General features: G+C 43.2%; 11 protein-coding genes. 4 read left to right on the top strand and 7 right to left on the bottom strand.

Annotation, left to right across the window (positions count from 1 at the left end; all coding sequences use genetic code 11):
• Positions 1–68 precede the first annotated feature (68 nt).
• Positions 69–2,063 carry a sensor domain-containing diguanylate cyclase gene (locus tag MKX41_RS05125; RefSeq protein ID WP_042187340.1) on the bottom strand — a complete coding sequence of 665 codons (1,995 nt, stop codon included), beginning with the start codon at positions 2,061–2,063 and terminating at the stop codon, positions 69–71.
• 399 nt (positions 2,064–2,462) lie between these two features.
• Here MKX41_RS05125 and rpsD point away from each other — a divergent pair, with 399 nt between their 5' ends.
• Together rpsD and MKX41_RS05115 are read left to right on the top strand one after the other, a co-directional pair.
• Positions 2,463–3,062, top strand: a complete 600-nt coding sequence (gene rpsD / locus MKX41_RS05120; protein WP_042187338.1) for a 30S ribosomal protein S4 — start codon at positions 2,463–2,465, stop codon at positions 3,060–3,062.
• Between the two features lie 145 nt (positions 3,063–3,207).
• Complete coding sequence (locus MKX41_RS05115) at positions 3,208–6,120, top strand: transglycosylase domain-containing protein (protein WP_340968973.1); 2,913 nt, start codon at positions 3,208–3,210, stop codon at positions 6,118–6,120.
• Positions 6,121–6,203: 83 nt separating this feature from the next.
• Here MKX41_RS05115 and acsA read toward each other — a convergent pair whose 3' ends face one another.
• Positions 6,204–7,928, bottom strand: coding sequence for an acetate--CoA ligase (gene acsA, locus MKX41_RS05110; protein WP_340968972.1), 1,725 nt, complete (start codon positions 7,926–7,928; stop codon positions 6,204–6,206).
• A 160-nt stretch (positions 7,929–8,088) separates the two neighbouring features.
• On the opposite strand from acsA, the gene MKX41_RS05105 reads away from it, so the two are divergent.
• Positions 8,089–8,721 carry a GNAT family N-acetyltransferase gene (locus tag MKX41_RS05105; RefSeq protein WP_339247397.1) on the top strand — a complete coding sequence of 211 codons (633 nt, stop codon included), beginning with the start codon at positions 8,089–8,091 and terminating at the stop codon, positions 8,719–8,721.
• Positions 8,722–8,728: 7 nt separating this feature from the next.
• Here the strand turns inward: MKX41_RS05105 and MKX41_RS05100 are convergent, their stop codons facing one another.
• The 3 genes from MKX41_RS05100 to MKX41_RS05090 form a co-directional block, all read right to left on the bottom strand.
• Complete coding sequence (locus MKX41_RS05100) at positions 8,729–9,424, bottom strand: 5'-methylthioadenosine/adenosylhomocysteine nucleosidase (RefSeq protein ID WP_340968971.1); 696 nt, start codon at positions 9,422–9,424, stop codon at positions 8,729–8,731.
• Between the two features lie 89 nt (positions 9,425–9,513).
• Positions 9,514–10,524, bottom strand: a complete 1,011-nt coding sequence (gene ccpA, locus MKX41_RS05095) for a catabolite control protein A (RefSeq protein WP_042187330.1) — start codon at positions 10,522–10,524, stop codon at positions 9,514–9,516.
• A 264-nt stretch (positions 10,525–10,788) separates the two neighbouring features.
• Entirely contained in the window at positions 10,789–11,241 is a 453-nt protein-coding gene (locus MKX41_RS05090) for a hypothetical protein (RefSeq protein WP_340968969.1), read from the bottom strand.
• A gap of 206 nt (positions 11,242–11,447) precedes the next feature.
• Between MKX41_RS05090 and MKX41_RS05085 the strand changes: the two genes are divergently transcribed.
• Positions 11,448–11,972, top strand: coding sequence for a type 1 glutamine amidotransferase domain-containing protein (locus MKX41_RS05085; protein WP_339270601.1), 525 nt, complete (start codon positions 11,448–11,450; stop codon positions 11,970–11,972).
• Between the two features lie 90 nt (positions 11,973–12,062).
• Here MKX41_RS05085 and MKX41_RS05080 read toward each other — a convergent pair whose 3' ends face one another.
• Both MKX41_RS05080 and MKX41_RS05075 read right to left on the bottom strand, forming a co-directional pair.
• A complete protein-coding gene (locus MKX41_RS05080; RefSeq protein ID WP_340968967.1) occupies positions 12,063–13,463 on the bottom strand; it encodes a DUF4179 domain-containing protein in 1,401 nt (466 codons plus the stop codon).
• Positions 13,456–13,986: a sigma-70 family RNA polymerase sigma factor gene (locus MKX41_RS05075; RefSeq protein WP_340968965.1), complete on the bottom strand. Its 531-nt coding sequence runs from the start codon at positions 13,984–13,986 to the stop codon at positions 13,456–13,458. Before MKX41_RS05075 ends, MKX41_RS05080 begins: the two co-directional genes overlap by 8 nt.
• Positions 13,987–14,128: the final 142 nt, after the last annotated feature.

Genomic DNA, 14,128 nt, shown 5'->3' with positions numbered 1-14,128 from the left:
GCAAGCCTTATACCGCAATTAGAGCCAGAATAACTGTGCATATAAAAAAAGAACCCATGAGGCTTACCTCACGGATTCTTAATATTGCTATCATTTTCTTTCGTATCAAAAACAACTTGGTTCCGGCCGTTATTCTTAGCTTTATACAGCGCCATATCCGCTCGATAAAATAATGACTCAACACTTACTCGATCGTCCATCCAGCTCCATTCCGCTATTCCGCAGGATACCGTTACACTAGGTTCAGTTTCTTCCATAACGCGTTTGCGTATACGCTCAGCTACATAACCCGCCTGCTGCATTCCCATTAACGGTAAATAAACGGAGAGCTCCTCCCCACCCCACCTCGCAGCAATGTCGCCTTGACGGATGGAAGATTTCACAATTTCACTAACCTCTTTTAGAATCTTATCGCCTTTTTGATGACCATAGGTATCATTCACAATTTTGAACTGATCAATATCCACAACAATTAAACAACCGCAGAAGTCCGTAGACTGTCTTTCTTTTATCTCTTCGTCCAAATAATGACGAGCATAGAGACCTGTTAGGCTATCTCTATTCGCTAGACGTCTAACTTCAGCATGTAGCCTGGCGTTACCTACTGCTAGACCAATATGTCCCGCCATCGCCTGCAATAGCCTGTAGTTGTCATAGGAAAAATAATGAGAATCTCGATGTGCCAGCATAATCGCACCTCGCACTTCTCCACCTACACTAAGAGGTGTGGCAATCAACGACTGTGAACCGGTAGCATTCATTAGTCGGGAAGTTGTCTTAGGATTATCTATGTAGTCAGACATGATCAGTGACTCACCTGTGGAATACACCTTTCCACCTAAACCTGCTCCTACTTCTAATACTTCATTCTGCAATGAAGGATGGTTGCAGGCAATAACTTCTAGGCCACCCTTTTCCTCATTCATATGTAAGATACAGCAGTAATCTGCACCAAACATTTCAAGTAGCTCTTCAAACGCAAATTGAAAAATATCGCCTAAACGCAAGCTTTGATTCAAACGCTGGGTAAGCTCATTACTCATACGAAGCTCACGGATTAGCTGATTGGAGCGCTCATAAAGCTTGGCGTTCTCAAAAGCAGTCCCTGCCGTATCGGCTACCATTGTGAGAAACCGTAAATCAACGTCAGGGAAGATTGGATTATCCATCACCATATGGAATACCCCATAGACCCCCTGCTTACCACCTAACGGAAGCCCTATTTCTACATTTCGGTGATTTTCATCACTAGTGTGCAGCGCAACACGTCCATCCTTGAACGCCCTGGCACAGACATCATCACTGGACATGTGGAAAGGTAACGGTTTGACCTGCGGATTAGTGCTGCGATGATCTTGTGACATATACAGGTCGAGTCTGGCTCCAGGATACATCGCAGAGATGCTATCAATGACTTCCGAAAGTACAGCATCTACATCAATATTGTCATGCATCCGCTGAACAATCTGAAATAACAATGAACGACGATTGCTTTCACGTTCTGCATGAATATGGGTACTTGCAAGATCAGCTACAAATATATGTTCAAACTTATGATAAAAACAGGTGCGGTAATGCAGCGACATAGCTTCTGCAGTATCTCGTCCACCCATTTCATATTGTTGCGTAGGCATAGAACAGCCCAAAAACGCAAAAATTTTATTGTCGACGCGAGTGAATAGCGGTATGGTAAAAAAACTCAGATCCTTACCTTCTACGGTTAACGTAACGGCAGAGATTGTTTCTGAAATCAAGCTAGAAGCCGCCGCCTGTTCCCACTGCTGCCTCCATAGTTCTTGTTGATCCAAACTATTGTTTATATATTTACCTTCAAAATTCAGCACACACCATTCCCATGATCTAGAGAATGGAAGGACATTGAGCCCACCAAACCATTCATTGAAACTGTCTGCAATCAAATTTGCTAGATAAGGGAAGTCATGCGTTACTATTTCCGTTTCCCTAAGCCAGGCGGTGGGATCTTCGGAATCTCTACTAGCGTGTAAGTTGTCCTGTAACAGCATACGGCTGTCTTTATGGACGTATGCTTTCTGCTCTGACATAACGAAGATCCCCTTTGCATCTTGATTAAGAAAACTATCTTCCCTAGTAACAACTAATTAACTATATTTTACTCCCTTTCTTTGTGCATTGCATTATATTTTCATCATTTCCGGGACTTTTTTTTAGGACCAAAGAACTATCGACAAAGATTGACAAAAACTCTTTTAATAAGCGCTTGACTTTATATACTGTATTCATATAATATTTATTGTTGAACAAGACTGTAACAAGTCTTACTTGGGCGTAACGTTGTGTCACCCTCACGCATTTCGTTACTGCCAGGGCAGCGGCTGAACTTCCCTGGCAGTGTGGAAGCCATTAATGCTAATCACGGATACGAAATGCGGCGCAAATAGGCCCTACCCTGAAATTTCAATTATAAAGGAGTCTACTATAACATGGCACGTTACACCGGACCTAAATTCAAACTCAGCCGCCGTCTGGGAATTTCCCTTAGCGGTACAGGAAAAGACTTGAAACGCCCTTTTCCACCAGGACAACACGGAGCTAACCAACGCAGAAAAGTAAGTAACTACGGAATGCAGCTTTTGGAAAAACAAAAACTGCGTCACATGTATGGTTTGGGAGAGAAACAATTCAAAACTCTCTTCACTAAAGCACAAAAGCTTCCAGGTCTTGCGGGCGAAAACTTCATGTTCTTGCTTGAAAGCCGCTTGGACAACCTAGTTTACCGTCTTGGATTTGCTAACTCCCGTGCTGGTGCACGTCAGTTGGTATCCCACGGACACGTAACTGTTAACGGCAAAAAAGTCGACATCGCTTCTTACCGTGTAAGCTTGGGCGACGTTATCGGTCTTCGCGAAAGAAGCCAAAGCATGGCTTCCATCAAAGAAGCTCTTGCTAACCGTTCCCACCTTCCAGCTTACCTGGAATCCGCTGAAGGATCTTTCGAAGGTAAATACATTCGTTTGCCAGAACGTTCCGAGCTTTCCCAGGATATCGATGAGAAACAAATCGTCGAGTTCTACAACCGTTAATATCTCGCTTATAGCGAGTATGACCAAAGCCTCCGGATTTATCCGGAGGCTTTTTGTTATTCTAATAGGTAATGAACACTCCGACTGCATTCAAAATCGCCAATTTGTGCTATAATAATTCCGTTAAAAGGAGGAATTATCGTCGATGGTTCAAGAGAACAAGAAAAAAAACGTAAAGAAGCCTTCACCCCGCAGATCTGGGCTTAGCAGGTTCGGTTCTGTAGTTAAGTGGATGTTTATTCTTGGCATAATAGGCATTCTGTTCGTCGGTGGTGCAGCAGCAGGATATGTCACTTCCATGGTGAAAGATGAACCTGTTCGCTCTGAGGAAATGATTCAACAGCAAGTCGGACAAAATGCGATCACCGGATTCGCATACTTCCGTGATGGCGCACCGATCGGCCAGCTTCGTACAGAAGAAGATCGAAGGCTCATTCAATACAACGACATCCCCCAGATTATTATTGATGCAGTTCTCGCTATAGAGGACAATAATTTCAATGAGCATAATGGCGTGGATTTCAAAGGCACCTTACGTGCCGTCAAACAAAAGATATTAAATGAATCTGTTCAGACCGGAGGCAGTACACTTACTCAACAGCTCGCAAGACGTGTATTCCTCAATCTGGATCGAACAGAAGATCGTAAAGCAAAAGAAATTCTACTTTCACTTAGACTAGAGCGCTTCTTGACCAAGCAAGAGATTTTAACAGCTTATCTGAACAAGGTTCCGTTCGGAAATGGCTCGAATGGCTATAACGTATTTGGGATTAAAGCTGCATCCAAAGGTATATTCGGTCTGGACGATCTAGACAAGTTGAATATTGCCCAAGCGGCGTATTTGGCCGGTCTTCCACAGCTCCCATCCGCTTATTCAGCATTCAATGGCGTTGGAGAATTCAACGCAAAGGCGTTCAATAGAGCTATGGATCGTCAACAGCTTGTACTTCGTCGTATGCTAGAGGAGAACAAGATCACTACCTCCCAATATGATGAAGCACTCAAGTTTGATATTAAAAGCTCTCTCGCTCCTCACACTAAGAAAGCCTATGCTACATATCCATACCTAATGATGGAGACGGAGCGTAAAGCATCTGAGATTCTTTTGTCACTAAATGAAAAGAATAACAGTACAGCTGATACCAATAGCTCTAGTGATAATACCGTACTTCTTGAGGAAGCAAGACAACAGTTAATGACCGGCGGTTACCGAGTCTATACCACGATTGATAAGAAAGTATACAGTGCAATGCACAGTATTTCCGAAGATAGTAGTAATTTCACCAAGGACAGCAAAACAAAAGGTGTTGAACAGACGGCGGGCATTTTGATCAACAACAAGACCGGAGCCATTCTCGGTATGATTGAGGGCCGCGATTTTAATATCGAGCAAATGAACTACGCAACCCAAATGGTCCGGCAACCCGGCTCAACGATGAAGCCGATTTCAGCATACTTACCTGCCTTAGATGCAGGACTGATTCAACCTGCTGGAATCTTAGATGATGCTCCAATCATTTTGAAGGATGGCGGGAAAGGCTTCCATATCCCTAAAAATGCTAACAATCGCTATCAGGGTTTAGTTACGGCTCGCTATGCACTTAATAAATCCCTCAACCTACCGGCGCTTAAACTTTTTAACGAGAAGGTCGGAATAGAGGATGCTTGGGCCTTTACTAAAAAGCTAGGGATCACTACACTCACCGAAGATGATTACAGAGCGCAGACTGGGGTTATAGGTGGTCTTCGATACGGTACATCCGTTGAGGAATTAACCAATGCCTATTCCGCCATTGGCAATAAGGGAGCATTTAATGATGCTTATATGATTGAGAAGATTGTGGATTCGGAAGGCAAGATCGTTTATCAGCACAAGGTTAACCCTGAACAAGTATTCTCTGAGCAAACTGCTTATCTAATGACCGATATGCTGCGTACAGTAATCACAGAAGGTACTGCAAGCACAGTAAGAAGAGATTATAAACACTTTAAAGACGTTCCGATTGTAGGTAAGACTGGCTCCACTCAGAACTATGGCGATGTCTGGTTCATGGGCTACACCCCTGATGTCACACTTGGCATGTGGGTTGGTTATAAGGAACAAATTAATACCCTTACAGGAGATACACAAAAACGACAAGCACAGACCTTATGGGCTAAAGTCATGAATGCTGTTATTGATAAGCAGCCAGACTTGTTCGTTACAGACAAATTCACACAACCTAAAGGAATTACCAAAAAGACAGTTTCCGCGTACAGCGGTAAGCTGCCAACGGCTCTAACTGATAAATTTACAACGGATCTTTTCAATACGAAATATGTACCTAAAGAGAGCGACGATGGGATTTCCAAAGCCAAGTATATTACTTACAATGGCGTCAACTATATCCCACTCGAAGGTACACCGGAGGATTTCCTGAAAGAAAAAATCGTCGTTAAACGTGAAAAGCCGATCCAGGAATTAGTTAAGGAGCTCTTGGCAGCCTTCCCTAAGATGAAGGAGCATAAATCGCTGGAGTATTATATGCCAGCCGATGCTAAGACAGATTTCCCTACTGAAGTCGATCCACGTGTGGACGATGGTGCTTCCCCTTCTGCTCCTGGGAATGTTAGTGTCTCATATAGCACTGGAAAAGCTGTGATCAGCTTCTCCCCAAGCGGCTCTCCAGATGTAGTAGGGTACCGCTTATACCGTTCTTTAAACGGCGGGTCTTTCCAGAAGCAAGCTGTAATTATGGCTGACGAGAGCAAGGTATTCTCGCCAGGAACGCCTGCGAGTGCCAATGCAACATTCTATGTCAGTGCTGTTGATGTCGCAGGTAATGAGACAGCTTCTGGCAGCGTTGCTGGAGGCACTACACCAACTCCGGAAGCAACACCAACTCCAGATCAGCAACCGGAGACAACGCCTCCTACAGGCTCTGAGAGTACACCAGGAGAGGATATCGAGATTCCTGGAACCATTCTACCTACGCCTACTTCAACGCCATCTGGCGAAGGTAGCAGTAACGGAAACAGTAATAGTGGTACAGCCGGCAATACGACTGGAAACCATTAACCGGTAGTCCGAAGAATAACTTCACACAACAAAACACCGTTCCCTTGAATTCATTAGGGAACGGTGTTTTTTTATGATCCATTCTAATCTTCTATCGTTGATAAATCGCCAGTTGGGAGTTGAAGCTCCCAAGCCTTTAATACACGCCGCATGATTTTACCTGATCGTGTCTTAGGAAGTTTATCCTTAAATTCGATCTCTCTCGGCGCAGCATGCGCAGACAGTCCGGCTTTAACAAATGCCGCGATCTCCTCTTTGAGAGCAGCTGTAGGAGTATAGCCTTCTCTCAGCGAAATGAAAGCCTTGATAATTTCCCCACGCACCAGGTCTGGTTTACCAATTACACCCGCTTCTGCCACAGCAGGATGCTCTACCAATTTACTCTCTACTTCAAAAGGTCCTATACGCTCACCAGAAGAGTTGATAACGTCGTCAATCCGTCCTTGAAACCAGAAATATCCATCATCATCCTTATAAGCAGAATCACCAGAAATGTACCAACCAGGAATGCGGAAATACTCCTCATACTTCGCCTTATTGTTCCAGATCGAATTCATCATGGATGGCCAAGGCGTCCGTATTGCAAGATTCCCCATTGAGAATGGTGGGAGAACATTGCCTCGATCATCTAGAATCGCTGCTTCAATGCCTGGCAACGGACGGCCCATAGAACCTGGTTTGATATCCATTCCAGGATAATTACAGATCAGTTGCGCTCCCGTCTCTGTCATCCACCAGGTATCATGAATGCGCTGGTTGTAGAACTTATCTCCCCATCGCACGACTTCAGGATTTAACGGTTCTCCAACAGACAGGACATGGCGCAGGCTGCTCAAATCAATTCCCTGAATTGAACTCTCTCCTGCCCCCATCAACATACGAAATGCTGTAGGTGCACTGTACCAAATACTAACCTTATTTCGTTCAATCGTCTTATACCAATCCTGAGGACTAAAGCGTCCCCCTCTCACGACATTCGTTACCCCATTTAACCAGGGAGAAAATATTCCGTAAGATGTTCCTGTCACCCAGCCTGGATCAGCAGTACACCAGTAAATATCATCTGGACGTAGATCCAGCACCACTCTACCTGTATAATAATGTTGAATCATTGCTCTTTGCACATGATAAACGCCCTTAGGTTTTCCTGTAGAACCAGATGTATAATGCATGATAAGGCCATCGTCCAGGTCAAGCCATTCCAATTCGAGCTCAGAAGACGCGTTATCCATCTCCTCAGTGAAACCTAAGTTACCTTGCTCGATATCAGTGGTACCGCCTACTAGAAAAATATGACGCAAATTCGGAAGCTCATCACGCTTCACACGATGAAGTAGCTCAGGTGTAGTAACCAAAGCAACCGCACCACTATCTTCCAGCCGGTCCTTAACTGCTGTTTCCATAAAGGCTTCGAACAGAGGGCCCGCTATTGCCCCAATCTTCAGAATACCTAGTAAACTAAAATATAGTTCCGGTTGACGAGGCATAAAAATAAATACCCGATCTCCCTTACCGATACCATATTTACGCAATACATTTCCGAACCGATTCGACCGTTCCTGCAGATCGGCAAATGTATAGGATTCATCCCGCACCGCATCACTGTAGAGCAGGGCCGTTGCCGCTCCCCGTCCTTCTTGAACGTGGCGATCCACTGCTTCATGTGCCATATTAACCTTTCCAGTGTCATACCATGAGAAGTTACGTTCAACATCCTCCCACTTAAAATTGGCTACTGCCTGGGTGTAATCAGACATATTGGAGCTCTGCACACGGCCAGGCAAAATTTCGCTATGGACTTGACCCATCACTCTTGCCTCCCTCACTCGTTTGATTTAAGCTTTAAGGGTAAGACTCTTCTCTTAGATAATGATGTCAATGCAATGAATGTGAATTTTTTATGTCTGAATTAGTATAACATAGCAAACGTTTACATTCCATATTTTATCATCCGAAAGGAGCACGGCTATGGAGCATCGTAAAATCCCTGTTACCCATACGCTTTCATATAAAGGTAGAACAATAACAATAAGTGGCCCCCGATCTCCAGAGGACCTTAAAGCCCTTCACATGCATCATGATCTTGATGCCTTCCGCAAGCCGATTGAACAGCAAGAAGCTCTCATAGAGATTGCTAGCCTGCCAGAAGGACGTATAATTACAGCTGTAGAGGATGGCACTATAATAGGCTATGTAACCTTTCATTATCCGGATGAAATGGAGCTTTGGTCACAGGGTGGAATGATGGATCTAATTGAGCTTGGAGCTATTGAGGTGAGTAATGATTATAGGGGAGCCGGACTAGGCCGGCTGCTGATTTCCACTGCTTTTGAGCAAGAGCAATTGGAGAATTGTATCGTCTTTACAACAGAGTATTATTGGCACTGGGATTTAAAAGGGAGTGGGCTTGATGTGTGGGCTTATCGTCAAATGATGGAGCGGCTAATGAAAACTGTAAATATGGTTTGGTATGCTACGGATGATCCTGAAATCTGTTCACATCCAGCAAACTGCCTAATGGTTCGTATTGGACAAGAGGTACCTATGTCCTCACAGGAGACTTTCGACAGGGTACGCTTTAGACAGCGCTTCATGTACTAAACGAGTATTAAAGGTGCTGCAGCATATATTCTAATATAGAATGTGAGCGCCCTGAGGCTTCCACCGTGAACTCCTTAAAACTCACATTTGCTGACCCGTCAGACTTATCAGACATCGAACGAATAATAACAAAGGGAGTGGCGTTCATCACACACACTTGTGCAACCGCCGCCCCTTCCATCTCCACGCACGCTCCGTCCAATTCCTCTCTTAATTTAGCTACAATCTCCGCATTAGAAATGAATTGATCACCTGAAAGTACTTTGCCGACCAAGTACTTTTGGCCTAACTCGTTACACGCCCTCTCAGCAAGGAGTACCAATGAAGGGTCTGCCTGAAAGACAGAATTATCCTGATAAGGTATTTCACCTTTTGAAAAGCCAAGTGCTGTAGCATCCATATCATGCTGAACACAAGTAGATGATATAACAATATCTCCAATATTCAATTCAGGGTGCACAGCCCCAGCAACCCCAGTAAACAACACACGAGACACACCAAAGGATTCAATTAGAATTTGTGTCGTAACTGCTGCATTTACTTTACCTACCCCAGATTTACAGAGCACTACAGACTTTCCTAATATATTTCCTATGTAATAATGAATTCCTGCCTTGACCTTCGTCTCCTTATTCTCCATCCTTTCTAGTAATAGCTTAATCTCTTCATCCATCGCACCAATTAATCCGATTATTTCAGGCAAAGATAACGCCTCCTCCGATGATTTACTCTGTAAAAAACATAAAAAGCTCCAAAAGGAGCTTTTTACGGAAATACTGTTTAGTTCTTAAATTACTTATTCAGATGATTAACAGACAAGCGGAGAATCGTTTCATGAGGCAAGATAACCCGCGGATTCTCAACCGTCTCTTTCTTCATGAGTTTCGTCAAAAGTCTCATTGCTACCGCACCTAGGTCATACATAGGCTGGGCTACAGTTGTCAACAATGGACGAACCATCGAAGCCATACGGATGTTATCCACACTAATAATGGAGAAGTCATCCGGTACCTTCAGGCCTTCATCCTGAATACTGTGAATTGCACCAATAGCCATCTCGTCGGTTGCGGCAAAAATAGCGGTTGGCTTCTTCTTGAGTCCAAGGAAATACTTCATAGCTTCGACACCAGATTCATAGCGGTAGTTACCGATACGTACCAAGTCTTCTTGATACTCGATTCCAGCCTGTTCAAGTGCCTTCTTATAACCATGGAAACGTGCATATCCATTCGCAGGATCCTGGAGTGTACCACTGATCATTGCGATTTCTCGGTGACCGTGACGAATCAAAGTATTCACTGCATCAAAAGCAGCGGTTTCATGATCGATGTCAACGGAAGGATAAGTTCCCTTCTCATCCCGTGTAGCACATAGGACAATCGGAACTGCAGAAGTCTGGAAAGCTTGAATATGTTCTTCGGTTACCGTACCACCCATGAAGAGCAGACCATCGACCTGTTTCTCCAAAAGGGTATTGATGACACGGATTTCCTTTTCTTTACGCTTATCCGCGTTACACAATATGATATTGTAATGATACATGTTCGCGATATCTTCAATCCCGCGTGCAATTTCTGCAAAAATCGAGTTTGAAATATCTGGGATGACAACCCCAACGGTTGTCGTTTTCTTACTGGCAAGTCCTCTCGCCACGGCATTGGGACGATATCCCAAACGCTCAATCGCTTCAAAAACTTTCTTCCGGGTCTGCGGTTTCACGTTAGGGTTATTGTTCACAACCCGTGATACCGTAGCCATAGATACGCCTGCTTCTCGAGCTACATCGTAAATGGTTACCGTCAAATTACTCTCTCCATTGCGATAAATTTTATCGTTCGACTAATTAAAAATATGATACGACACTTTGTACAATTGTGCAATGATAACGCTTCATTTTCCTTTCAAAATTTCTTTCAAGGCTGAAGACGTAACCCCTAATTACAATTTTTGACTAGTGTAGGTTTCCCTATTCACGAGCACAATAATGTAACTTCTATCTATCGTAACAAAAAGTGAGTGAAAAATCCAACATTCCGTGAAAGTTTTTCATTATTTTCACAGAATGTTTTAATAATTTGCGTTTTTAGTCGTTTGGAACGTTAATTGAGACAGTCTTCGACTAGTTTCTTCCATCCAATTCTGGTCTTTAAGCCCCTCAGCTAGTCGGTATAGATCAAGTAACATATCCACTCTAGCCTGAATTGTCTCTCGGATAGCCAACTCTAATTCTTGAAATCCTCCGACAATAACCTCTGTCAAAGCTTCTTTTAGGACACTAGCTAATTCATTTCTTTGAGTAAACGAAAAATCTTGTTTTGGCACATCCGCGTTCAATTCTTTCACTAACTTTCCTAAATCTGCTTTAATAAACGACAAGGGCTCATAACTAGTACATTTCGGACAAGTATAGACAGGGACATGTGTAATCTTCACCCTCGTATTAAAAATCAATGAATGCATATGTAAGTTCATGAGGCCACCACAGCTACACAACTTCTCCATTAAGTTATCTGTATACATCTTCTACACCTCTTGCAAGAAATGAATTAAGTACAAAGTATGACTTTTCAATTTCTATATTCGACCTCCCTCGATTAAAACCCTCTTTAATTGCATATAATGATTAAATTGGCAATTCGTCTATAATTTACAACCCTTTAGATGACTTCGTATTTTAAATTTGATAGAATATGAAGGATCATGTGATACGAAAGGAGCTTAACAAAATGAGACTAGATGGAAAAAAGGTCATAGCACTCGTAGACGATGAATTTGAAGATTTGGAGCTCTGGTATCCCGTGTACCGAGTAAGAGAAGAAGGCGCTGAGGTTCACTTGGCAGGTTTGGAAAAAGATAAAACATACATCGGCAAATATGGTGTGCCTGCAAAAGCAGAGTACTCCTGGGACGATCTTAATGCCGCAGATTATGACGGGATTTTAGTTCCTGGTGGCTGGGCCCCTGATAAAATCCGTAGATACAGTGCCGTACTAAAGCTAGTACAGGATTTCAATGCAGCTAAGAAACCTATTGGGCAGATCTGCCACGCAGGCTGGGTATTAATTTCCGCTAAAATTCTGGAAGGTGTAACCGTCACCTCCACACCCGGCATCCGTGATGACATGGAGAATGCCGGAGCGATATGGAAAGATGAAGCGGTGGTTACGGATGGACATATTATTTCTGCTCGTCGCCCGCCAGATCTGCCGCCCTATGGCAAAGCTTTTTGTGATGCGTTAGCTGGGGAATAAACAGTAGAAATAAAGTTTAAAATCAAACAAGCCCTGTCTCTCCATTTGAGGAACAGGGCTTTTGATTTGCTTCGCTCGACTTTGGAGCTATTACTTAATTCTAATGGACGCTTTCTCCTTGATTTTGTTTGGATAAGAATTAAACCAGAAAGTCAACGGTTGGGGTAGCTTTTCCTTACCTACATTGAAGAGATAGGTTACTGTAGTTCCCTTACTACTTTCATTAAACTCTCTATATCCTGAGTAATTATTTTTGATAGTTTCCATCATATGCCCGCTTCCAGAGCTATCTTCAAAATAATCGCTCAATGCAAAACCTCTATCATTAAGCGAGTCCTTCTCTTCTTTAGGAATAAAGTAATCTAACACCAGAATTCCCTGCTCTTCGTTCTCCATTCGTTTGGAAATCGTCAGATTGCTATCCGGTACCTTCAGAATCTGCTGTGTTTCGGTATTAATCACAAGCTCCAGCTTAGATTGATCTAGAGCAGAAATCCCTTCAATTTCAAACTTAATCGGATCATCAGGTCTCATATTATCATTATGATAAATATTCGATCCACTTACCCACATTAATTCCTCTTGTTGCTCTCCTTTTCCGATGACAAGCTTAGGTGAAAGCATATTAAATATCCTCATTGTATTCTTTTGGTCATATCTTTCCCGCATATAAATACCCGTAGGTCCAATATAGATATTCTCCATATTAATTTGCTGTCCGTCGATGGACAGACTATCCTTTAGATCAACTCTTTTTCCTTGAATATAAACCTTGTTGGTATCCATTGGAATCTGAATGTTTAAAGATTTAAGCTCACCGCTTGATAAAGCTAGATCATCAGGTGCTGGAAGCAACCTTAGAGAAATATTCAATGGGTCTTCCAACTCATCCTGATATTCATCCCATACGATTTGCTCGTACATACGAGTTGTCCCAGGAGATCCAACCTCTTGTGCGTTAATAGTGCTAAACCCGCTGTATCCTGTGCGATAAATATTACTTTCAGGAGTCTTTTTCAAGGATAGTCCAAACAGCTGCATTTTCCGATCTGTATTGTTTTCAATTGTATACAGAACCGCAATTCCTCTTCGATCGGCCATAATTCCATTAACCGTCCACTTTATTCCATCCACCTCAGCTGAAGAAATATTTACTTCCTTCATCATCCCTGCGTCAAGTGCCGATGTGATGGTCAGATTATTAGCGATAGTCGGGCGGAATACTTCAAGCGATCCCCAGCTTTTTGGTAGTAACTGCGCACGAACAGGATTGGCCATCTGATGTGCCCAAGGTACAATAATTATTAAAGCGATGGCTAGGACCGCCAACGCAACAACAGCGTATCTTTTTCTAAAAGAGAATCTTTTGTGGCTACCTTGCTGCATCCCCTTGCGAATCGCGGCATCCAGCTTAACATCCGGGATCTCCTCAGCCTCGACATCAATTCTCTGAAAATAATCGTTAAGCAGCTTTTCTTCAGACTCAGCCATAAAATAGATCCCCCTTCCGTTTCATTCTGTCACGCAGCTGTTTCAGACCTTTATTGAGCCATGTCTTCACGGTGCCCTCCGGTTTATCCAGTACCTCTGCAATTTCTGCAAGGGTCATATCCTTGTAATATTTGAGTACAAGCACCTGGCGATACTTCGGCTTTACCCCTTCCAACGCCTGTTCCATGTCTAATCTGCGGTCGCTTTTCATTTCCATGATCCCTACATCACTTCGAGCAGCTTCTGTGACAGCGTTCCTCTTTCTGCGCTTCAACTCATCGTTACAGCAATTGATCAGAATACGTGTTAGCCATGGAGCAAATCTCTCGAAGTCTTTTAAGCTTTTACGTTTAATCCATGCACGGCAGGTTGCCTCCTGTAGAACTTCCAACGAATCCGCTTCGTTTCGTAAATAGCTATAAGCAATGCTGTATAGCTTTCTTTTCTGTTCAGCTACCAGCTCATAAAATATGTTTTCATCCGTAGCGACTATTTCCATTTCGTCATTAATAATGTGTTCCATGCTTGTTTTGTCCTCCCCCCCTTGCTTTCACGCATAAATCATTCCTGTGCAACTCGCTCTATGTATAGACTGCGCCGAAGCGCAAACGGTTTTGTTTTTTTATAAAATACAAAAGAAAAAGGCCCGGCAAGAATGCCGAACC

The sequence above is a fragment of the Paenibacillus sp. FSL R5-0475 genome, from assembly GCF_038004585.1.
In the GTDB taxonomy this organism is placed as follows: domain Bacteria; phylum Bacillota; class Bacilli; order Paenibacillales; family Paenibacillaceae; genus Paenibacillus_AQ.
The sequence above is the reverse complement of the archived record's forward strand: the minus strand, read 5'-3'. Positions and strand labels throughout refer to the sequence as shown.